Genomic DNA, 18,606 nt, shown 5'->3' on the forward strand with positions numbered 1-18,606 from the left:
CGCCCACCTGACGCGGCCGCCGGCTCCGCTCAACTCAGAGAGACGTCCCTGACGAACACGAGCCCGTCGCACATGGCCAAGTGGTCCGGATCGAGGGGCGCGTAGCCGAACCACGGAGACTCGCGGTGCGCGGGCCGCATGTCGGCGACAACGCCGGCGAGTTGGGGCACGTCGACGAGACAGCGGTCCCGCGGCAGCGCGTACAGGAGGCCCTCGACGGTGTCAGGGGGCGGGGCGTCCACGCCTCGGTGCGTGATCGTGCCGAGGGCCGTAGCGAGGAATGCGTACTCCTTGCCCAGGCGCGCGCTCACCAGCGCGCCGGCGCTCCACCACTCCACCGGCCCTTGCCACATCCGCATCGAGCTCTTGGGCCGCTGGAGATGGCCGTTGTGCGCGTGGACGAGTGCCGGGCCCCGTTCGGCGAGGGCGAGGAGGTTGGCGGCCATCATCGCGTCGCGCACACCGAGCAGCCGCGCCATGCGGGCGGGTGAGGCGTCGGCCATCCAGTGGTGGTAGCGCAGCAGGCCGGTGGCAGTGCGCCCGTACAGGCGCGCACGGTCCCAGTCGTCCCGCGACGTCGTCGCGATCAGGTGCGGGGTCTGCTCGTCGAGCAGCGCCACGAGGTCGTCGGCGATCAGCCGCAGCCGAGCGGCGTCGGCCGACTGACCCACGGACCGGGCGGGGTCCGTCATCGCGGCGGGATCGGTCCACCGGTCGTCGGCGCCGAGCAGTTGGTCGAGCGCTTCCGGGGAACAGGGGAGCAGGTGCTGGTCCACCAGCGCCGAAAGACAGCGGTGGAGCGCGGTGAGGGCCTGCCGGGGGCTCGCGGCGCCGGTGATCTCCAGCGGGCCGTCGACACCGGCGAAACGCAGCCGGTCGGACCCGGTCCGTCCCTCGTTGAACGCGCGCATCCAGCGCACGAGTTCACGGTTGGCGGCGGAGGCGCCCCAGCCGTGGCTGAAACCGTGGGCCATGACGTCGTCGAGGGTGGACGTGCCGGCGGTGACGTAGTCGTCGACGACCAGCCCCCTCATGCAGTCGCTCTCGACCGCGATCGTCCGGTAGCCCTCCTGCTCGACGAGGAGCCGGAACAACTCGTTGCGCAGGTCGAGCAGAGCGTCCTCGCCGTGGGTGGGCTCACCAAGGGCGAGGAGCGAGGGTCGGCGGGGGAGCAGTTCCATGACGGCGGAGGCCTCGACGGAACGGACGGCGTCCTTGATGTCAGTAGCCATGGATTCAACCGTATCGTTGAACTCTCGATGGAAACTTTCCCTCACCAAGGCCGGTTGCATGACCCGAAAGCTTCAAACCCTTGAGCATCTGAGGCCGATCGACCTGGCGCGCGGGCACGGCCTGTCCACGCAGGCGGTCAGGAACTACGAGGAGGCCGGCATCCTCCCGGCCGCCGACCGCACACCGCACGGCTACCGCACCTACACGCCGTCGCACGCGGCAGCCCTGCGCGCGTTCCTCGCCCTGCTGCCGGGCCACGGCCACCGGACGGCGGCGTCGATCATGCGGGCCGTGAACGAGGGAACGCCCGACACGGCGTTCCGCCTCGTCGACGAGAGCCACGCCCAGCTCCTCGACGACCGCCGGACCCTCCAGGCGGTGGAAAGAGCCCTCCACGACCTGGACCCCACGGCGGCGACCGGGCCCGCGCCCGGCGCGAACGAGAGGTTCATCGGACCGCTCGCCGCCCACCTGGGCATCCGTCCTGCGACCCTGCGCAAGTGGGAGCGCGCCGGCCTGGTGAGCCCGCGCCGGGACCCGAGGACCGGGTACCGCGTCTACACCGAGGCCGACGTGCGGGATGCCCGCCTGGCCCACCAGCTCAGGCGCGGCGGCTACCTGCTGGACCAGATCGCCCCGCTGATCGCCCAGGTACGCTCCGCCGGCGGCCTCGACCCGCTGGAGGCCACGCTCTCGGCCTGGCACGATCGGCTGTCCGCCCGCGGCCGGGCGATGCTGATGGGGGCGGTCGAGCTGGAGGCGTACTTGCGCGAGCGCGGATGAGAAGGGGCCGGCCCGCCTGCCGGGCGCGAGCCGCTCACGCCCTCGCCGGGGCTTCGCGGCGGCCCCTCACTCTCCGGCCCCTCACTCTCCGGTCCGCCCATCGACGAGCTCACGCGCGATGTCGAGTTGACCGACGTGGCGTGCGTATTCCTGAAGCAGATGGAAGAGGATCCTTCCGAGGGTCGGCGCCTCTTCGGGAGTCCGGAAGCGGCCGCCCGTGCGGGCCGGCTCGGTCAAAGGGGCATCGGCTGAGAGCGCCCTCGACTTGGCGACTTCGGCCAGGTAACCGTCCAGGACCTCCGTGGTGGGTCGGCTCACCGGCACGCTCCACTCGGCCTCGTCACCGCCGGGCGGGTAGGCGAGGACGTCCTCGGCGGCAAATCCCCACCGCATCCAGCGCCGTTCGACCCAACCGAGGTGCTGTACCAGGCCAAGCGGCGACCAACCCAGTGGCTGAACCGGAGCGCGGAGCTGCTCGTCGGAGAGTCCGTCGATCTTTCGCATCAGAGCCTGGCGATACCAGTGGAGATAGCCCAGGAGAAGTTCTCTCGGGTCGGAGACCTTGACTCCGGGGCCTTCGAGGAGGGCGGGAACCTGCTCCGATGGCGTCTGCATTCCTCGACGGTAGTGCAGGTACCCGGCGCCGCGGCCGGGTGACGCCGCACATCGTCAGCCCGTTGTCCCGGCCTCCGGTCCGCAGGCCCGCACATACGTCGACGCGATCACCGGTCACCTGGACCGTTCAGCGACTGACAGGCGCTGAGGGGCGGCCACGCCGATCCGGCGTGCCGGCACGGGGGTGTATACGTGAACGTATACTCGCATCATGTCTGACGCCATGATCCGTGTGTCCGCCGAGGTCCGCGACCGTCTTGCCGTGCTCGCGGAATCCAGAGGAACGTCGATCCGTGCCCTGGTGCGGGAGTTCGCCGAGTCGACCCTGACCGATGAGGAGAGGCGGGAGCGGGCGGAGCGGTCCCGTGCCTACCTGGCCGAGCATTTCGGCGTCGAGGTAACCGACGAGGAGAGTGCGGCGATGGGCGTGAAGCTCCGTGAGGCGTTCGCCCGGCAGCAGGGCCGCGCCGCGTGATCCTGCACCATCTCGTTCTCGACGCGCCGACTCTGTTGGCGCTCTCCGGCAACCGGCAGGTGTCCGCGCTGATCCATCGGGCGCATTTCGAGACGGAGACCCGCCTGTGGGCGCCGGTGCTCTCGGTTCTTGAGGCGGACCGTGTGCGCCCAGGCCTGGCCGAGCACCTGGGTCGGTTGGAGGTCGTCCATACGGTCGACCTGGACTGTCCGGCCGCTTTGGCGGTCGCGCGGTTGCACCACGACGGCGTGCCGCTGGGCACCGCGGCCGCGATCCACGCGGCTCGGCACCTGCCGGAGTGGGGCGCGGCCGCTCTCGTCGCCACCGTTGAGCCCGAGGGGTACGAGGGCCACGCGGTTCCGGTCCTCGACCTCAACCGCTGAGCCACGGCCGCCCCGCCGTCTCCTGGCCCGCGTGCCTCCCGTGCTCGGCCGGTGAGGACGGGCGTGACAGGGTGGCCGGGGCCAGGACCTGGCCGCCCCCTTGCCGAACCGCTCATCCGCGCTTGACCGGCGTGCGCGCCCGCATCAGGCCGTCAACTGGCGGAGTCATCGGCAACAAGGTTTCAGGGCAAGGAAGTTCGGCCCATACGACTTTGCCATGGTCGGTCATGAGGCGGCTGCCCCACCGGCGGCTCAGCGCCTCGACGAGGAAGAGGCCCCGGCCGCTCTCCGCCTCCGCGTCGTCGCTCCGGCCCGGGATGCCGGGTTCGCCGTCTCCCGCGTCCCACACCTCGACGCGCAGGCAGGCGTCGCACAGCCGGAGCCGGACCTCCACGACCGCACCTTCCCCGGTATCGGCGCCCGAGGTGTGTGTCACGGCGTTCGCCACCAGTTCCGAAACGATCAGTTCGGCGTCGTCCCCGCGTCCCGGCACTCCCCAGATGATCAGTGCGTGACGGACGAACTCGCGTGCGAGACGGGCCGATTCGAGTGACACCGGAAGCCGCACCCCGGCGACGCGGCAGACTCGGCGTGCGTCCTCGGCGCCCGTGGCGACGTCCGCCACGGCCTCAGGCGCGCTGCTCCGCCGGCTCATCGCGGCGCCCCCACGCTGTGCACCTCGGCACCCCTGGTCCACAGGAGGTGGTCGACAAGGTGCGCCTGGAGCACGAGGTTCGTGCCCAGGTGCTGGAAGGACGGTACGAGCACCGACCGTGCCCCGGTACGCCCTAACGCCTCGACGAGCTCGTCGAGGGCGGCGAGGCTGCCCTCCGCGGTCTCCTCGTGGACCTCCACCAGCTCCCACCCGCGCCCCACGGCCCACGCGCGCATCCGCTCCTGGTCGGCCTCGATCTCGTCGTCCGGTGTGCCGGGATACGCCCGCATGTAGCCGTGGACCTGCTCGGTCATGGGTTCCTCCTCGCGCGGCGGCGCTGGTGGGGCGGCGTGGTCGCGCCCGGGGAGACCACACGACGCGCGATGTGACCGGAACGTGCCGACCTCATAACGCACCGCAGTGGTGAACGCATGATGCAGCGTGGTCCGACTGAAGTGTTGAGTCAATACTTTCCAGGTAAGTACTATTACTTGCCCACGTGGTGATACCGCGTCATGCTGAGGGCTCCAGAGGGCCGAAGGAGGACCCGTCATGCCGCTCAACACCAACCCGACGATCCGTCAGCGCAGGCTGGCCCGCCGTCTGCGCGAGCTGCGCACCACCGCCGGGATGACGCATGCGGACGCCTCCGTGGTGCTGGACTCGGACAAGTCAAAGGTGGGCCGGATCGAGAACGCCCAGTCCGGCGTCCGGCTCCCGGATCTCCGCGCGCTGATGGACCTGTACGGGGTCACCGACCCGGACGAGCGTGCCGAGATCGAGAAGCTGTCCCGGGAGTCGAAGCAGAAGGGCTGGTGGTCGCGGTACGCGAACGCCGTCGACGGCGCCTATGCCGCTTACGCCGCCGTCGAGTCCGACGCGAGTGAGCTGTACAACGTCGAGACGAACCTCGTCCCCGGGCTGCTCCAGACGCCGGAGTACACGCGGGCGGTGATCGGCCTACAGGTGCCGGACGCCACGTCCGAGCATGTGGAGACGCAGGTCACGGTGCGCGGGGAGCGCCGCCAGGTGCTCATGAAGGAGCAGCCCCCTCAGCTCTGGGTGATCGTCTCGGAGAGCGTGCTCTACCACCGGGTCGGGACGCGTGCGGTGATGAAAGCCCAGTTGGAGGCGCTGCTGGCGGACAGCCGCCGGTCCAACGTCCAGCTCCAGGTGCTGCCGCGGGAGGACCCGATGAACGCGTGCCTGTTCGGTCCGTTCGTCGTCATGGGCTTTCCCGCCGCGTCCGAAACCGACATCGCCTATAGCGAATCGCCCACGAGCACGCTGTACTACGAGGAGCCGGCCGAGGTCGAGGTGTACACGACGCTCTTCCGCCGCCTCAACATGGCCGCTGCTAACGTCAGGGCATCGCGGGCGTTGATCACGGACGCCGCAAAACAGATGGGTTAGAGCATGCAGTCGAACACCGAGCCTGTTCCGGCGGTAGGGCGGGCGTGGGTGAAGTCCTCGTACTCCGGCAACAACGGCAACTGCGTCGAGGTCGCCGCGCTACCGAGGGACGGGCGCGCGGTCCGGGACAGCAAGGACCCGCACGGTCCGGTCCTGGCCTTCGGGCTGGCGGGCTTCCACGCGTTCCTGTCGGGCGTCGCGTCAGAGAGCCTGCCGCCCGCGCGCTGAGGACCGCGCCGGCAGCGCCCCCGCCGTCCGGTGGTAACCCGGAGGCGGGGTGCCGTCGTGCCGTGCGCGCTGAGCCTTGACTCCCGTGCGGCTTGGCCGCATGGGGAGGCCGCGGCATTACTTCCCGGTGCCCCAGTGGAAGCCGACGGGGTTGACCACGAGGCTGCGGATGTCCTTGGTGGCGGCAGCGGGGGCGAAGGCCAGGCTGTGGAGGTCCACGGTCTCCGAGACCGTGTTGTTGGGCGGGGTGATGTCCAGCCGGGTGTAGGTCTTGGCGGAGTCGTTGGTGGCCGGCATGTACCCCAGGATGAAGCCGGTCTCCTCGCCGGGCTTGAGCGTGACGGTGGACGCCGTCGCCGACTCGGTGTTGCGCTCGGCGTTGGGCCCCCTGTCGCCCAGGCCGTCGGGGCCCACGAGCTGGACGCCCGGGTAGCCGTGCATGCTGCACGTGTGGGAGCCCTTGTTCGTCAACGTGATCGCCAGCTCCTTGTCCTTGTAACCTGGGGTGGAGGCGACGCTGAAGCCGAGATCATCGGTCTTGCACTTGGTGGTCGACGTCGAGCCACCGCTCTTGGCGGAGAGGTTGCTGCCACTGGAGTCCTTGGACGACCCGGACGAGCCGGAGTTCGAGGACGATCCGGAGCTCGATGACGAACCCTTGCCGCTGTCGGATGCGCTGGTTCCCAACGGGCTGCCGGTGGCGGCGGACGCGCTGCTGCCGGCGGCGGAAGCGCTCGACTGCCCGCCGCTGCCACAAGCGGTCAGTGAGAGGCCGGCCGCGGCGACGGTGAGGGCGAGGGCTGCGATCTTCTTGGCGCTCATCGGTACTCCTGGGGGGTGTCGTCTTGTTCGTGTGCTCGCGCCGGCTCGGCGGGCGGTGCTGCTTCAGAGGACACCACGAGCCGGCTCGGCCGTTGCGGCCGACGCGACGTCAATACGTGTCTGTGACATGCGGGTCGAACCACCGTTACCGGGAAACAGAGGAAGCGGGACGGGCCGGGCGCATGCCACCCGCCCGATCGCGCGAAGCGTCGTCACTGGGCGGTCTCTCGTGTCCTCACCTGCACCGATGTGGATGCAGGGTGGCACGGCACCAACCGCGCGCCACCGCCGGAGGGCACCCGGGGCAGAGCCGCACGCGCATGGCGGGGAACGGCGCCCCGGCCGTCCGACCAATCGGTCACCCCTTCGGCGCCGAATCTCCTGTGTGGGGGTCGTTCGCCCGCCCAAGGAGGCAGCATGACCGGCACCGTGAAGGCTCGTCCGTATCCACTGTGGGGCTCGCCGCTGCACAGCCATTGGCGGCCCGCCGCCGTAGTACTGCTGCTGATCACCGCAGGGGTGCACCTCTACCTGGCCCCCGCGCACCTGCGGGAAGCCCCCTACATCGGCTCCCTGTTCATCGCGCTGGCAGTCGCGTGCCTGATCTCGGCCGCCTTCCTCGCCCTGCGCGACACCGCGGCGGTCTGGTGGGCCACAGGGCTGGTCAACGCGCTGGCCGTCGTCGGCTACGTGCTCTCCCGCTCGGTCGGGCTACCGCAGATCGGTGACGACATCGGCAACTGGACCGAGCCGCTCGGACTCACGGCACTCGCCGCCGAAGCCCTGACCGTGGCCGCAGCACTCACGGCCCGGGCCGCGTCCCGGACACGCGTGAGCTGATCGTCGAGAACTGATCGTCGAGAACTGATCGGCGGGAGCTGAACGGCCGGGCCGGCCGGACGTCCCTCACCGGCCCGTCACCCGAATAGACCAGTGGCCGGCCGGCCGCCGGCCGCCGCTGGTCACAGCGGTCTCGCCTGGGCGTTCCGGCCGGTTCTGCCGCCCGCGCGGCGGTGTTTCGAGGTGCCGTCCGGTGCGGAGCGGCCAAGGCTCGGTGCCGAGGCGCCGCCTCGCTTGCCCGCCGGGGGACCGGGCGAGGTTCCGCACACGAACGGAAGAGACATGAACAAGTCGCTCAAGGCCATAGTTCCGCTGGCGGTCCTGGGAGCCCAGGTGCTGCTGCCCGCCGCCGCATCGGCGTCGCCCTCGAACTCGGGCGCCACGACGACCTACCGGGCGCACATGACTCCGGTTCCGCTGAACGGCCAGAAGTCCGCTTCCGGCACGCTCACGCTCAAGCTCCACGGCAACCAGGCCACCATCCATGAGCAGGTCTCCGGCGTGGCCAAGACGTTCATGAACGCGCCGTTCCCGCACGTGCAGCACATCCACGGCGGGGCGATGGGCACCTGCCCCACCGCGTCGGCCGACGCCAACCACGACGGTGTGATCAACACGCCCGAGGCGCAGCCCAACTACGGGCCGATCCAGACCACCCTGTCCGTCAAGGGCGACACCAGCCCCGCGGCCGGCACCAACGTCAAGATCGCGCCGAGTGGGTCGAGCTTCACCTACGACCGCACCATCACGCTGGACGCGGCCACCCTCAAGTCCATCCGCAGTGGCATCGCGGTCATCGTCGTCCACGGCCTCGACCCGGCCACCGCTCCCAAGGCCGCCACCACCGAGAAGAGCCCGCTGGTGCCCAGCCTGCCGCTGGCCGCCACCGCGCCGGCGATCTGCGGTTCGCTGAAGGCGGCCCAGGTCAGCCACATGCCCAAGGGCGGCGCCGCGACCGGTTCCGGCAGCACCCAGTCCACGCACGACGCCGGCCTGCTCGCCGCCGGCGGCGGTCTGCTCGCGGCCGCGGGCGGTGCCTGGTACCTGCGCCGCCGTCGCACCGCCGCCTGATGACGCGGCCCCTCACCCGCTGACGATGCGTCGACGCACGCAGCCGGTCAGGAACGGCCGCCGCGGCCTCACCGCCGTGGCGGCCGTCTGCGCCCTGGGCGGCCTCGGCACGCTCGCCACGGCCGTGGCCGAGCAGCCAGGACCGCCACCGCAGCCGCCCCGCGCGGCCGCCCCGTCCGCCACCCCTACCCCCCATCGATCCCATCGAGCAGCCACCGCCCCGGCGCCCGCGCGTGCCTTGCCCGCCTCACGCCCGGTGTCCCTCGCCATCCCGTCCATCGGCGTGCACACCTCGCTCATGAGCCTCGGGCAGAACAAGGACGGCAGCGTCGAGGTCCCCAGCCGGCCGCTGAAGGCCGGCTGGTACCGCTACTCGCCCACCCCGGGCCAGAACGGCCCCGCGGTGATCCTCGGCCACGTCGACTCCGACGAGACCGGGCCCGCGGTCTTCTACCGCCTGGGCGCGCTGCGCCCCGGCGCGTCGGTCAGCGTCCGCCGCGAGGACGGCACCACCGCGGTCTTCACCGTCGACAAGGTCCGTGAGTACCCCAAGGACGGGTTCCCCACCCGGACCGTCTACGGCAACACGCGCCGACCGGAACTCAGGCTGATCACCTGCGGGGACTGGGACGCCGACCACCACACGTACCGCGGCAACACCGTCGTCTTCGCCCACCTCACGCGCACCACCGCAAAGGGATGACCCCGCCGGACGCCGTGGCGCACGTCAGCCGTGCACGTCGATGCGTCCGGGTCGCGTGACCGCGAGGAGGACGAGCGCCGCAGCCTGGACGCAGGCGGTGACGGTGATCAGCAGCGGCACGGACACGTCGTACAGGACACCGGCCAGCGCCCCGCCACCCGCCGTCGCCGCCCCGACCACCGCGGCGAAGATCCCGTACGCCGTTGCCCTGCGGTACGGGCCGACGAGGTCGGCGACGGTGGCCCGCAGCGTCGATTCCTGGACGCCCATGGCGGCTCCCCACACCATCGCGCCCGCCACGGCGAGCGGGACGCTGCGGGTGAACGCCAGCACTGGGACGATCGCCGCGAGCACCGGCAGCACGGCCAGCACCTTCGGCCCCACGCGGTCGTACGCCCACCCGGTGGCCAGGGCCGCGACGGCGTCGACGGCCATAGCGCCCGCGTAGACGACCGGCACGGCCGCGACGGACAGGAGGTGGCGGGTGACGAGGTGGAAGGACAGCACGCCGAAGGTGGCGAACCCGGCCATGGTCGCCGCGGTGAACGCCGCGTAGATCCAGAAGGCCCTGGGCAGCGGCTCGCGGTCAGCAGCCGGAGTCGGAGCCGAACCCGGAGCCGGACCCGAACCCGGACCCGGAGCCGGACCCGGAGCGCCCCCGCCCCCGCCCCCGTCGGCGCTCGCGTCGGCGCTCGCGGCGCCCGCCGCCGTCTCGTACCCCGCCGGCTCGGGCACCCGGGCGCGCAGCCACCACAGCAGTACGAGCACCGCGAGGCCGGGCAGGCCCAGCACGCCGAGGGCCGGTCCGTAGCTGCCGCCGGTCGCGGCCAGCACGCCCGCGACGACCAGCGGCCCGATCACCGCGCCGATCTGGTCCATCGCCTCGTGCACGGCGAAGCCCTTGCCGCGCCCGGTGACCGCGGTGGCGTGCGAGAGCAGGGTGTCCTTGGCCGGCGAGCGCACCGCCTTGCCGACGCGTTCGGCGATCACCAGCGCGCAGGCCACCCACAGGGCCGCCGCGAGTCCGAGGACCGGGACGCTGATCACGGTGAGCGCGTAGCCGCAGATGGTCCAGGCCCAGAAGCGGCGGGTGCGGTCGGCGAGTGGCCCAGAGCCCAGGCGCAGCAGCAGCGCGGCCGCCTCGCCGACGCCCGTGACGATGCCGACGACCGCGGCCGTCGCGCCGAGGTGGGCGAGCAGGGGGCCGGTGACGGAGCGGGCGCCCTCGTAGACGAAGTCGGCCAGCAGACTGATCGTCCCGAAGACGACGACGAACCGCCAGGCGCGCATGCCCGGCGTGCGCGCCTGTGCGGCGGGCCCGGGAGCGCCGGGGAGGCTCACGCCGTCCGCGCCGTGGGCAGTGCCGAAGGGGCGGGTGCGCGGACGATCACCGCTCCGGCGCCCGTTCGTCGCCGAAGCACACGACGCGGACCGGCTCCACGGTGATCAGGCCCTCGATGCCGAGCTCCTCCAGCCGCGGCAGGAACGCCTCGACGTGCTCCTCGGTGTCGACGACGACCACGGCGACGGGAAGGTCGTCGGCCATGGACAGCAGCCGGGTCGTGTGGACGACCTGCCGCCCGCCGAAGCCCTCCATGCCGTGGAAGATCGATGCGCCGGCCAGCCCCGCGCGGTGGGCCCGGTGGACGATCTCGCTGCACATGGGCTTGTGGTGCCAGGTGTCGGTGTCGTCGAGCATGACGGTCAGGCGGACCGCTTCTCGCGTGTGGAAGCTCATGGCTCACTCCGATGCGACTCGCCGGACTCGCCGCGGCTCTCCGCTAATGGCGGTCCGGGCGGCCTTCGCGGACACAAGCGTACGAGCCGCGTCCCGCTCGCGCACGGCACTGCGGCGGACGGCCTCTGGGTACCCGCCGCGCTTGCGGGCCCACCAGGCAGCGGTGACGCTGGACGCTGAGCACGGCGCGTCGAGCGCGTCGCGGTGCGCGCGTCGTGCCCGGCGCGGTGTGCCAGGCACCGCGTAGCACCGCATAGCACCGCGCGGCGCGGTGTGGCGGCGCGGCATGCCGGGAAGCCGGAACCCGAAGACCCCGGGGCGAGGAAGGCGGCACGAATGAAGGCGATCACGGTGGTGCCCGGCGACGTGGACCAGGTGCGGACCGACGACGTGGCGGAACCCGCTGAGGCGGAGGGCGCCCTGCTGGTCCAGGGCGACCTGCTGGGCATCTGCGGCACGGACGCCGACATCGTGCACCAGGGCTACGGCACGCCCCCGCCCGGCGAGGACCGGCTGCTGGTCGGCCACGAATCGCTCGGCACGGTGCTGCGGGCGCCGCAGGACAGCGGGTTCGCCGAGGGGGACCGCGTGGTGGGCATCGTGCGCCGTCCCGACCCCGTGCCGTGCGAGCCCTGCTCGCGTGGGGAGTGGGACTTCTGCCGCAACGGGAAGTACACCGAGCGCGGCATCAAGGAGCGACGCGGCTACGGCTCGGAACGCTGGCGCGTGGAGCCGGAGTTCGCGGTCAAGGTGGACCCCGCGCTCGGCGACTGCGGCGTCCTGATCGAGCCGACGTCCGTCGTCGCCAAGGCCTGGGAGCAGACGGAACGCGTCTTCTCCCGCGCGTCCTGGCGGCCCCGCACCGCGCTGGTGACCGGCGCGGGGCCCATCGGCCTCTTCGCCGCGCTGCTCGGCGTGCAACGCGGCCTTGAGGTCCACGTGCTCGACCTCGACGACAGCGGCCCGAAGCCCGGACTCGTGGCGGACATCGGCGCCACCTTCCACACCGGGGACGTCCGCGACACCGGCCTGCGCCCCGATGTCGTCATCGAGTGCACGGGACACGGGCCGCTGGTCTTCGAACTCACCGACGTGATCTCACCGGACGCCGTCATCTGCCTGGCGGGGATCTCCTCAGGCACCCGCACGGTGCCGGTCAGCACCGACCAGGTCAACAAGAGCCTGGTGCTGGAGAACGCCGTCCTGTTCGGCACGGTCAACGCCTCACGCCGCCACTACGAGCAGGCCGCCGAGGCCCTCGCGCGCGCCGACCGCGCCTGGCTCGAGCGCCTCATCACGCGGCGCGTCCCGATGAGCGGTTTCAAGGACGCGCTGCGCAAGAAGGGCGACGACGTGAAGGTCGTGGTCGACCTCCACGCCTGACGCCCACGGGGCGCCCCCGCCGGGGCCGACGCCCACGGCCGCGCCCGCCGGGGCGCCCGCGATGACCGGGGGCGCCCGGCGCCGCCGCGCGCCCCCTCACGCTGCGCGCAGTGCCTCGGCCGGCGGCGTGCGCAGGGCCCGCCGGGTGGGGAGTTCGAGGGCGACGAAGGACGTCGCGGTGAGGACGGCGACGGCGACCGGCAGCAGCCAGACGGGGCCCGCGGGCCATGGGCGGCCGAGGAACCCCTGCCCCAGCAGCACCAGCGGCACGGCCGACACCACAAGACCCGCCCCGCACGCCATCGCGGCGACCATCGCGGCCTCGCGGCGCATCATCGCGCGCACCTGACCGGGCGTCGTACCCACCAGACGCAGCGCGGCGATCTCGGTGCGCCGCTGGACGGTGGCCGTGACCAGCTTGTTCGCGATGGACAGCAGCAGGTAGGCGAGCAGGACGACGATGACGGCCAGGTTGATCCACACCTCGGGCGGTGTCTGCTGCCCGGCCCCGGACCCCGAACCTGTGCCCGCATCCGCACCCGCGCCCGCACCCGCACCCGCACCCGACAGGACAAGGCCGGAACGCTCCCCGGCCAGCGCGGCGAGCGCATCGCCGGCCGTCGCGCTGCCGTCGGTCCGCACCAGGACGCTCTGCGCCGCGGCCACGGTGGTGTGCCCCGCGGCCAGGTCCCGGGACAGGACCAGCGGGCCGAAGCCGAGGCCCCGGTCGTAGACGGCGACGACCCGGGCCGTCACCCGCGCACCGTCCCCGAGGATCAGCCGCACTCGCCCTCCCGGCTCGGCGTCACGCGCAGCCGCGACCGCACTGCTCACGGCGACGGTGGCGCCCTTCAGGCGCGCCAAGTCCCCGTCCCGTACCCCGAGATCGAGCACTCCGGCCGCACCGCCCGGAGGCAGGATCATCGCGGACGCCGGCTCGCTCGTCGTCTCGCCGAACACCTGGTACTGCCACACCGCGGTGGTGGAGGTGACGGGCTCCGCGGCCTTCACCCCCGGCAGCCGCCGCAAGGCCGGCAGGGTGCCCGCGGGCACCCCTCCCAGCCGCGGCGCGCTCAGCGTGTACTGGGCGAGGGTGCCGGCCCGTACGTCCTGCCGCGTCGCTGCCAGCACCGTCGTCTGCGTCAGCGTGTACGTCAGTACGAAGACGATGCCCATGGCCAGCGGGCTGATGACCCCGGAGAACCGCAGAGCGTGCGCCCGAAGTCCGGCCACCGCCAGCCGGCTCGGAGCGGAGGCTCCGGGCCGCATGCGCCGCAGTGCCGCCCCGCCCGCGGACTTGACCAGCGCGGGTCCCGACAGGGCGAGACCGATCGCGGCCACGATGCCCGCGATGGACGCGGACGTGGCACCCAGCATGGTGCGTGCGAACAGCGGGGTGACCGCCGACGCGGTCGCGACCGCGATCAGCAGCAGGCCGGTCAGCGTCCTGGCGCGAGACGGGGTGCGCGGCTCGCTGCGTGACTCGGCGACCGCCTCGGTGGCCGGCAGCCTGGACGTGCGCCAGGCCGCGCAGCGGGCGGACACCTGCACTACGGCTAGCATCAGCACGAGGGTGGCGAGCGTGGGCAACGGGCTGACGGTGAGCGGCAGTTCGCGCGGAAGAACGGCACGGTCGGCGAGCACCTGGGAGAACCTCCCGGCCAGCAGGTAGCCGAGGACGATGCCGGGTACGGCGGCGGCGACCGCGATCGCCGATGCCTGGAAGGCGGCGAGACGGCGGATCTGCCGAGGCGTGGCGCCGACCGCGCGCATCAGCGCCAGATCGCGGCGCTGCCCGGCGATCGACGCGCTCAGCGCGCCCGCGGTGACGAAGCCGATGACCATCAGCAGGATCCCGGCGAGCGAACCCGCCAGCAGAAGCAGCATGGAACGAGCGGCGCTCACTCCGGGAGCCACGGCCGTACCGCGGTCGGGGCCGGTCAGCACCTTCAGCTTCGTGCCTGCCAGTTGCTCGCGCACCGCCGCCGCCACGGAGTCCGCGGCGCCCGGCGCGGTACGCAGGCCGATCAGGTCGACCGTCCCGGCCCGGGGCCCGCCCGCGCGGCCCGACAGCCGCCGCGCGGTGCCGTCCGCGAAGTACACGCCCGCGCCGGGCGCGTCCACGACGGCGGACACCAGGTACGAGGAGGACGGCTTCCGCGCACCGGAAGCGGCCGATGGCCTGTCCCCGGTGACGACCCGGACCCGCTCGCCCACCCGGAAGCCGGCCGAAGCCGGGACGGCGACCTCGCCCGCGCCGGACGGCGGGTGGCCCTCGATCCGCGGCTTCGGCAGCAGCGCGGTCGACGACCAGCCGTGGCCGGACGCCCCCGGGTCCTCGGCCGGCAGCACCCGGCCGTCGCCGGGGCCGACGAGCGCGGCCGGGAACCCGACGTCGCCAACGGCGGCCGTGACCCCGTCGACCTCGGCGAGCCGGCCGACGAGACCGGCGGGGACCGTGGCGCGCTCCGGGAGCGCGATCGGCAGGTCACCGGCCGGGTGGAACTCCTGGTCGGCCGCGACGACGACGTCCGCGCCGCCGAGGCGGCCGGGCGGCACGTGGGACCGCAGGCCCGACTCGGCCAGCACGCCCGTCCCGGTGAGCAGAGCGGCGCCGCCGAGTACGGCGCACGCCACGGCGATCAGCGCGGTGAGTTTGTGGGCGGCCATCCGCAGAGCGAGATGCAGCATGAGTCAGCGTCCCCCGAGCGCGATGAGCCGGTCGGCGAGCGAGGCGGCGGTCGGCGCGTCAAGGCCCTCGACCACCCGGCCGTCCGCCATCACCACGGCGTGGTGGGCCCAGGCGGCGGCCGCCGGGTCGTGGGTGACCATCACCACGGTCTGCCCGAACTCGTCGACGAGGCCACGCAGCAGTTGCAGGACCTGGCGGGCGCTGTGCAGGTCGAGCGCCCCGGTCGGCTCGTCGGCGAACACCACCGCGGGCCTGGCCGCCAGCGCCCGTACGACCGCGGCCCGTTGCTGCTGCCCTCCGGACAGCTCGGCCGGCCGGCGGTCGAGGCAGCCGGCGATCCCGACCCGTTCGACCAGCGCGCTAACCCACTCACGGTCCGGCTTCCGGCTCGCGAGGCGCAGCGGCAGTGTGATGTTGTCCGCGATGGTCAGCGACGGGATCAGGTTGTACGCCTGGAACACGAACCCGACGCGGTCGCGCCGCAGTTCGGTGCGGCGGGTCTCGTCGAGGCCGGCGATCTCGTGCCCGTCGATCCGCACGCTGCCCGACGTGGGCGTGTCCAGACCGGCCGCGCAGTGCATCAACGTGCTCTTGCCGGAGCCGGACGGCCCCATCACGGCGACGAACGCACCCGGCCACACGGTCAGCGACACGTCGTCCAGGGCACGGACCCCGCCCCCGTACACCTTGCTGACCTGACTCAACGCCACGGCGGGCCCCGCGGGCGCGCCCTCCACCCGTACGGCCGGCCGCACGGCCTCCACCGCCCGCACGGCGCCCCCACGCCCGAACCCCCGCCCCAAGGCGCTCACCGGCTCCTCCGCACGCGCCCCACGACCAGCAGAGCGGCGCACAGCACGGTGATCCCACCGGCGGCCAGATGCACCCCGGTACCACCCCCGACGGCCGAGGCCACGGTGTTCCCGACGACGCTGACCACGAGCACCACCCAGAGCAAGGCGCGAACCACGCCCGCACCACCGGCTCGTTCCGGTGCGTCGTCCTGCCTGCCACCAGGGATGAGACGGTAGGGATCCGAGTGCGTCATGGGGACTCCTTCAGCGACGTGTGCGATGACAACGACGCTAGGCAGCGGCGCCCCTCGATCCGATCCCGTAAGCCGCCGGATCGGTGGTACAGCAGGCTGTACCAAGGGAACGCCGGTCCGGCCCTACCCAGGCCGAACTGCCCGAGCGGGCCCGGTGCCGGCCAAGGCCTTGGACGGCACCCTGAACGTGGCCATCGACGAGGGCGACTCCCACGTCACCTTCACCCCGCACACCGCCCGAGTGGGCCCCTCGGCAGCACGTCCAGGCTGCCGCCGGCGTGACGACTGACGACGCCCTCGCCGAAGCCGAACTCGCCAGCCGCAGGACGTCGCTCAGAGCCACGCCGGGCCTCGCCGACGACCTTGGGCCGGGGGAGAGCGTGTCGCTCCTGAGACGCACCCATGGTACCGCTGGTACCATGGGTGCCATGTCGGATGCCAAAACAGCGATGAACCTTCGCTTCCCGGATCCTGCGCAGCGAGCCGCCATCGCGGCAGCGGCCAAGCAGGAGGGCCTCAGCATGCAGGAGTACATTCTCACCGCCGCATACGACCGTGCGACCGCCGTGGAGCGCACCTTCCTGGACGGTTTCCAAGCGTCCATGACCCGCAGCGGTGCGGCCTTCGCCGCAGAGCCCAGCAGTCTGGACCCCAGCGCCGAGCGACGGGCGGCCGAGCAGGACGCGCTGCGGGAACTCGGCAAGCGCCAGGAGCGAGGCCACGCCGCGTGATCCAGCCGGAGCCGCTCCACCCGCTCGACGTCACGTTCCTGCTGCACGCCGCCGAGTTGCTCGAGGGTGACCCGCAGGTCGACGACCTCGGACCGCTGTACGCCGCTGTCGCCCGCGTCAATGCCCGGGCGATGGAGCGCGACATCTATGGATCTCTGCATCTCAAAGCGGGCGCGCTGATGCAGACCCTGGCGAAATTGCCGTGCTTGGAGCATTCCAACGAGCGCTTCGCCTGGCATGCGACCGAGGCCTACCTGATTCTCAATACGCGCGAACTCGACTACTCACCCAAGGCGGCCGTCGCGCTCGTGAGGGATGCCGCAGCAGGAGCGCTCGGCGTTGCCCGGATCGCCCGCCAGCTTCGCGACTGGACCGTCGCCTGATCTCGCCCCGGCGCCGCGCGTACCGCCGGGGCGGCCGCGTCCGGACACTTCCCGCGACCCGCGCACGCGCGTGAACACCGCGGCCGGCGGACTTGTCCGTGACGGTGTGAGCGCCTGTCCACGCGATCCCGCTGGGCGTGCTCAGCGGCGACAGCCCGCTCAGGGCCAGATCAGGCAGTACGGCTGGTGCCCCGCCTCGTGCGGGCGGTGCGAGAAGTCCTGACACTCGTAGGGCGATTGACATCGATTCGAACGGCCGCCCGTGGTCGACGTTGTTCAGGGACCCCGTAGCGGGCAGAGCCGATGTCAGTGAGGCTTGTCAGACTCGGCAACACCTCGGCCAGGAAGGCAGACGATGACTGGCGCCCCGGGCCCCACGCACTATGCACCCCGCTGGAACGCCGACGACCGCCCCGTCTTGCCCGCCGTGGGCAGCGAGCGAGAGACGTTGAGCGCGGTGCTGGAGTGGCACCGAGCCACTTTCGAGCTCAAGTGCTCCGGCCTGCCTACGGAGCGGCTGTCGGAACAGGCTGTGCCACCGTCCGCGCTGTCCTTGCATGGCCTGGCACGTCATCTGGCTGGGGTCGAGCGTTGGTGGTTCCGCATCCAGTTCGCCGGTGAGACTGTCCCGATGCTCTATTACTCCGATGAGGATCCCAACCAGGACTTCGAACGCTTGGACGGTGACGTCGACGAGGACTTCGGCGTCTGGCGATCGGAGTGCGAACGGTCGCGTCATATCGCTGCTGCCGCAGCGTCGCTGGATGAAACAGGGATCCGCAAGAAGACGGGAGAGCCGATCTCACTCCGAAGGATCATGGTGGACATGATCGCCGAATACGCCCGGCACAACGGTCACGCCGACCTACTACGTGAACGCATCGACGGCGCCACCGGTACGTAATCAGGTGGGCATCGCGTCACTCCGGACGCCGAAGCAGCGAGATGGGCGAGATTCGCTACATGGAACGAGCCGTTGATCTGGACGAAGCCGCCGCCGCGGTCTTCCAACGACAGCCCGACTGGCAGAACGCGGGACTGGTCGTCGCACCTGTCACTTGGCGCGACGGGGCAGCTCCGTGGCCGCAGCAGCTTGAAACCGACAGGTCGCGGGTGAGTGACCCCGACTCGATCGGCGTCCACGTAAGCGGAACGTGCGACGCCGAGCTCCTCGTTGTGCTCTACCGTGGCGGGTGGGCCGACGTGGAGTACATCGTGAGTATCGAGGACGCAGGCGTGCTTCTTGTCCGGGCTGTGAGTTCGGCCAAGGCGTTCGGAGAGCTACTCGATACCTGCATGTCCCGCGTTTTCGGCCCTCGTGGGCCCGTCCCCGTAGTAGGGGAGAGAGGTAGGAATGAATTCACATCAGGTCCGAGTTCTTTCGGATTACTGCTGTGATCCGCTGTGGCT

At 71.9% G+C, this 18,606-nt stretch carries 23 protein-coding genes; 13 read left to right on the forward strand and 10 right to left on the reverse strand.

All coding sequences use genetic code 11. The features are described 5' to 3' along the window. Positions 1-29 precede the first annotated feature (29 nt). The gene (locus tag JFN87_RS03930) at positions 30-1,232 is read right to left on the reverse strand and encodes an erythromycin esterase family protein (RefSeq protein ID WP_209338433.1); all 1,203 of its coding nucleotides are present in this window, start codon (positions 1,230-1,232) and stop codon (positions 30-32) included. A 58-nt stretch (positions 1,233-1,290) separates the two neighbouring features. On the opposite strand from JFN87_RS03930, the gene JFN87_RS03935 reads away from it, so the two are divergent. After that, on the forward strand, positions 1,291-2,016 hold the full coding sequence (locus JFN87_RS03935) for a TioE family transcriptional regulator (RefSeq protein ID WP_209338434.1): 726 nt from the start codon (positions 1,291-1,293) through the stop codon (positions 2,014-2,016). Positions 2,017-2,097: 81 nt separating this feature from the next. On the opposite strand, the gene JFN87_RS03940 is transcribed toward JFN87_RS03935, so the two are convergent. Next, the gene (locus JFN87_RS03940; RefSeq protein ID WP_209338435.1) at positions 2,098-2,631 is read right to left on the reverse strand and encodes a DinB family protein; all 534 of its coding nucleotides are present in this window, start codon (positions 2,629-2,631) and stop codon (positions 2,098-2,100) included. Positions 2,632-2,842: 211 nt separating this feature from the next. Between JFN87_RS03940 and JFN87_RS03945 the strand changes: the two genes are divergently transcribed. Further along, positions 2,843-3,106: a hypothetical protein gene (locus JFN87_RS03945; RefSeq protein ID WP_209338436.1), complete on the forward strand. Its 264-nt coding sequence runs from the start codon at positions 2,843-2,845 to the stop codon at positions 3,104-3,106. Next, complete coding sequence (locus tag JFN87_RS03950; protein WP_209338437.1) at positions 3,103-3,489, forward strand: PIN domain-containing protein; 387 nt, start codon at positions 3,103-3,105, stop codon at positions 3,487-3,489. The genes JFN87_RS03945 and JFN87_RS03950 overlap by 4 nt, the downstream gene beginning before the upstream one ends. 112 nt (positions 3,490-3,601) lie before the next feature. Here the strand turns inward: JFN87_RS03950 and JFN87_RS03955 are convergent, their stop codons facing one another. Continuing rightward, on the reverse strand, positions 3,602-4,144 hold the full coding sequence (locus JFN87_RS03955; RefSeq protein ID WP_209338438.1) for an ATP-binding protein: 543 nt from the start codon (positions 4,142-4,144) through the stop codon (positions 3,602-3,604). Further along, complete coding sequence (locus JFN87_RS03960) at positions 4,141-4,458, reverse strand: recombinase family protein (RefSeq protein ID WP_209338439.1); 318 nt, start codon at positions 4,456-4,458, stop codon at positions 4,141-4,143. Before JFN87_RS03960 ends, JFN87_RS03955 begins: the two co-directional genes overlap by 4 nt. Positions 4,459-4,696: 238 nt before the next feature. Here JFN87_RS03960 and JFN87_RS03965 point away from each other — a divergent pair, with 238 nt between their 5' ends. Both JFN87_RS03965 and JFN87_RS03970 read left to right on the forward strand, forming a co-directional pair. Continuing rightward, a complete protein-coding gene (locus JFN87_RS03965) occupies positions 4,697-5,557 on the forward strand; it encodes a helix-turn-helix domain-containing protein (RefSeq protein ID WP_209338440.1) in 861 nt (286 codons plus the stop codon). A gap of 3 nt (positions 5,558-5,560) precedes the next feature. Beyond that, positions 5,561-5,785, forward strand: coding sequence for a DUF397 domain-containing protein (locus tag JFN87_RS03970; protein WP_209338441.1), 225 nt, complete (start codon positions 5,561-5,563; stop codon positions 5,783-5,785). A gap of 117 nt (positions 5,786-5,902) precedes the next feature. Here JFN87_RS03970 and JFN87_RS03975 read toward each other — a convergent pair whose 3' ends face one another. Next, positions 5,903-6,607 (reverse strand): DUF4232 domain-containing protein, encoded by a 705-nt coding sequence (locus tag JFN87_RS03975; protein ID WP_209338442.1) that lies wholly within the window; start codon positions 6,605-6,607, stop codon positions 5,903-5,905. A 417-nt stretch (positions 6,608-7,024) separates the two neighbouring features. Between JFN87_RS03975 and JFN87_RS03980 the strand changes: the two genes are divergently transcribed. The 3 genes from JFN87_RS03980 to JFN87_RS03990 all read left to right on the forward strand — a co-directional run bounded on the left by JFN87_RS03980 (position 7,025) and on the right by JFN87_RS03990 (position 9,221). Next, entirely contained in the window at positions 7,025-7,447 is a 423-nt protein-coding gene (locus JFN87_RS03980) for a hypothetical protein (RefSeq protein ID WP_209338443.1), read from the forward strand. Positions 7,448-7,729: 282 nt separating this feature from the next. Continuing rightward, positions 7,730-8,518, forward strand: a complete 789-nt coding sequence (locus JFN87_RS03985; protein ID WP_209338444.1) for a GVDTG sorting domain-containing protein — start codon at positions 7,730-7,732, stop codon at positions 8,516-8,518. A 25-nt stretch (positions 8,519-8,543) separates the two neighbouring features. After that, positions 8,544-9,221 carry a class F sortase gene (locus JFN87_RS03990; protein ID WP_209338445.1) on the forward strand — a complete coding sequence of 226 codons (678 nt, stop codon included), beginning with the start codon at positions 8,544-8,546 and terminating at the stop codon, positions 9,219-9,221. A 24-nt stretch (positions 9,222-9,245) separates the two neighbouring features. Here JFN87_RS03990 and JFN87_RS03995 read toward each other — a convergent pair whose 3' ends face one another. Both JFN87_RS03995 and JFN87_RS04000 read right to left on the reverse strand, forming a co-directional pair. Further along, positions 9,246-10,562, reverse strand: coding sequence for an MFS transporter (locus JFN87_RS03995; protein WP_307865289.1), 1,317 nt, complete (start codon positions 10,560-10,562; stop codon positions 9,246-9,248). 46 nt (positions 10,563-10,608) lie between these two features. After that, on the reverse strand, positions 10,609-10,959 hold the full coding sequence (locus JFN87_RS04000) for a DUF190 domain-containing protein (RefSeq protein ID WP_209338446.1): 351 nt from the start codon (positions 10,957-10,959) through the stop codon (positions 10,609-10,611). A gap of 336 nt (positions 10,960-11,295) precedes the next feature. Between JFN87_RS04000 and JFN87_RS04005 the strand changes: the two genes are divergently transcribed. Further along, positions 11,296-12,342 carry a glucose 1-dehydrogenase gene (locus tag JFN87_RS04005; protein ID WP_209338447.1) on the forward strand — a complete coding sequence of 349 codons (1,047 nt, stop codon included), beginning with the start codon at positions 11,296-11,298 and terminating at the stop codon, positions 12,340-12,342. Positions 12,343-12,438: 96 nt separating this feature from the next. On the opposite strand, the gene JFN87_RS04010 is transcribed toward JFN87_RS04005, so the two are convergent. The 3 genes from JFN87_RS04010 to JFN87_RS04020 all read right to left on the reverse strand — a co-directional run bounded on the left by JFN87_RS04010 (position 12,439) and on the right by JFN87_RS04020 (position 16,082). Then, on the reverse strand, positions 12,439-15,033 hold the full coding sequence (locus JFN87_RS04010) for an ABC transporter permease (RefSeq protein ID WP_209338448.1): 2,595 nt from the start codon (positions 15,031-15,033) through the stop codon (positions 12,439-12,441). Positions 15,034-15,036: 3 nt separating this feature from the next. Next, positions 15,037-15,771: an ABC transporter ATP-binding protein gene (locus JFN87_RS04015; RefSeq protein ID WP_372449174.1), complete on the reverse strand. Its 735-nt coding sequence runs from the start codon at positions 15,769-15,771 to the stop codon at positions 15,037-15,039. A 71-nt stretch (positions 15,772-15,842) separates the two neighbouring features. Next, the gene (locus tag JFN87_RS04020) at positions 15,843-16,082 is read right to left on the reverse strand and encodes a hypothetical protein (RefSeq protein WP_209338449.1); all 240 of its coding nucleotides are present in this window, start codon (positions 16,080-16,082) and stop codon (positions 15,843-15,845) included. 419 nt (positions 16,083-16,501) lie between these two features. On the opposite strand from JFN87_RS04020, the gene JFN87_RS04025 reads away from it, so the two are divergent. The 4 genes from JFN87_RS04025 (at position 16,502) to JFN87_RS04040 (ending at position 18,594) form a co-directional block, all read left to right on the forward strand. Then, a complete protein-coding gene (locus JFN87_RS04025; protein ID WP_372449175.1) occupies positions 16,502-16,813 on the forward strand; it encodes a type II toxin -antitoxin system TacA 1-like antitoxin in 312 nt (103 codons plus the stop codon). Beyond that, a complete protein-coding gene (locus JFN87_RS04030) occupies positions 16,810-17,196 on the forward strand; it encodes a fic family toxin-antitoxin system, toxin component (RefSeq protein ID WP_209338451.1) in 387 nt (128 codons plus the stop codon). Before JFN87_RS04025 ends, JFN87_RS04030 begins: the two co-directional genes overlap by 4 nt. 355 nt (positions 17,197-17,551) lie before the next feature. After that, positions 17,552-18,100 carry a DinB family protein gene (locus tag JFN87_RS04035; protein WP_209338452.1) on the forward strand — a complete coding sequence of 183 codons (549 nt, stop codon included), beginning with the start codon at positions 17,552-17,554 and terminating at the stop codon, positions 18,098-18,100. Positions 18,101-18,159: 59 nt separating this feature from the next. Then, positions 18,160-18,594, forward strand: coding sequence for a hypothetical protein (locus JFN87_RS04040; RefSeq protein WP_209338453.1), 435 nt, complete (start codon positions 18,160-18,162; stop codon positions 18,592-18,594). The last annotated feature ends 12 nt before the right edge of the window (positions 18,595-18,606 follow it).

Origin of the sequence: Streptomyces montanisoli, from assembly GCF_017813245.1 — a bacterium.
Lineage (GTDB): Bacteria > Actinomycetota > Actinomycetes > Streptomycetales > Streptomycetaceae > Streptomyces > Streptomyces montanisoli.